Annotated in this window: 1 protein-coding gene and 1 pseudogene; one reads left to right on the forward strand and one right to left on the reverse strand. The window is 50.4% G+C overall.

Features of this window, described 5'->3' with window-relative positions; all coding sequences use genetic code 11:
* Positions 1-243: pseudogene (locus VB716_RS13380) on the reverse strand (transposase); the annotation flags it as partial.
* 182 nt (positions 244-425) lie between these two features.
* On the opposite strand from VB716_RS13380, the gene VB716_RS13385 reads away from it, so the two are divergent.
* Positions 426-1,415 carry an NAD-dependent epimerase/dehydratase family protein gene (locus tag VB716_RS13385; RefSeq protein WP_323270747.1) on the forward strand — a complete coding sequence of 330 codons (990 nt, stop codon included), beginning with the start codon at positions 426-428 and terminating at the stop codon, positions 1,413-1,415.
* Positions 1,416-1,596 lie beyond the last annotated feature (181 nt).

The raw sequence follows: 1,596 nt of genomic DNA on the forward strand, positions 1-1,596 counted from the left end.
GCAACAGGCGCTCCGAGCGAATCCCGTAGAACGCCTGCAGCAGCGAGGCCAGCAGCAGTTGCTCCGGCGGCACCGAGGGCCGGCCTTCTGTCGCGTACAGCGCGCAGAAGGTGGGATTGAGTCGATCAAGGACCTGATCCGCCAGTTTCCGGATCCGCCGCAGCAGATGACGGGCTGGGGGATCCACTCCTCGATCGACACGTAGGCGAGCAGGGCTCCGCTGCGCTCCTGCTGACCACGCATCTCGATAGGGGCAGTTGCTATATTTCAGCAGGGAAGGGCGGGCTTGTCAATAAACTCTGAGAAAATAAATAATTACATTACAGGGTTTGGCGATGCAATGAGATGAACAAGGCCTTCTCGATAAGCTATGTGTAGGGCTAACCATCTCAAGCCATCCCTAGGGAACCCTCAGTACTTGGAAAATGACGATCGCCCGACACTCCGCAATGAATCGCGGCTGCGCCAGGCTACTGATTACAGGCGGCGTAGGATTTTTGGGGACCAATCTCATCATGGAGATCAGCAAGAGCTACAGAGCTGGAGATATTGTTTGTCTTGATAGCCTAGAGTCGGCCACTGCTAATTTACCTTGTCTGCTGGGCAAGGCTGAATTGATTATCTCGCCAATCTGTGAGATTGGCAGTTATAGCCATTTTATTGGACCAGAGACTATTGTGATCCACTTGGCCGCCTCGGGCGGAGTGGTTGACTCTGTCAAGGATCCTATCTCAAACTTTAAGAGCAATGTTCAGTCGACTCTAAATATTCTAGAAGTTATGAAAAGCAAAGGTGCAACCAAGGTGATATTTGCCTCTACAGGTGGAGCCTTGATGGGAGACTCATCACCTCCCGTTTCAGAGGCGTCTCTACCAAGGCCCATTTCACCATATGGAGCAAGCAAGCTCAGCTGCGAAGCATATCTAAATGCATACTGCGCATCATATGGCTTTAAGGCAATAATGCTAAGATTCGGGAATGTTTATGGAATGCATTCCGCTCACAAAAAAGGGGTAATCAACACATGGCTGCGAGAAGTTACTCGCAATAAAGAGATTACGATTTATGGAGACGGGAGCGAAACAAGAGACTTTATCAATGCCAGGGATATAGTTCAAGGTATCACCCAGTCGCTGTGTCTAATCGAAGAACTCCAATGTGGAGTCTCCGAGGTCTTTCATTTGGCCAACGGCGAAGGGGTAGAGCTTGGCCGTCTCGCAGACCTGCTGTTCAGTTCCATGTCCAAGAAGCCATCAATCCAATACGCAGGCAACAGAATAGGAGAGGTCAGGCATAATTTTGCTGATTATTCCAAGGCTCAGAAGATTCTTGGCTTTAAACCCGTAGTTGCCCTAGGAGATGGCATTCGTGAATTGGTTCGGTGGAGCATGATTCATGATCCTTTTTGCAACTGATCGACGCATCATTAATTGGTCTTGGTGACTTACAATCCAGCGACATTAATCTCCGCCCTAGGAGCCTGTCGCGCATAGATCACCGCCCGCATGCTCCACAGACGCCCCTGAATCTGCCCAGATCTCAGTGGCTGCAATGGATCTGGTCGATAATATGGGGCATGAGCAAGCCCAAGACCTT

The organism is Synechococcus sp. CCY9201, assembly GCF_034931105.1.
Classification (GTDB): Bacteria; Cyanobacteriota; Cyanobacteriia; order PCC-6307; family Cyanobiaceae; genus CBW1002.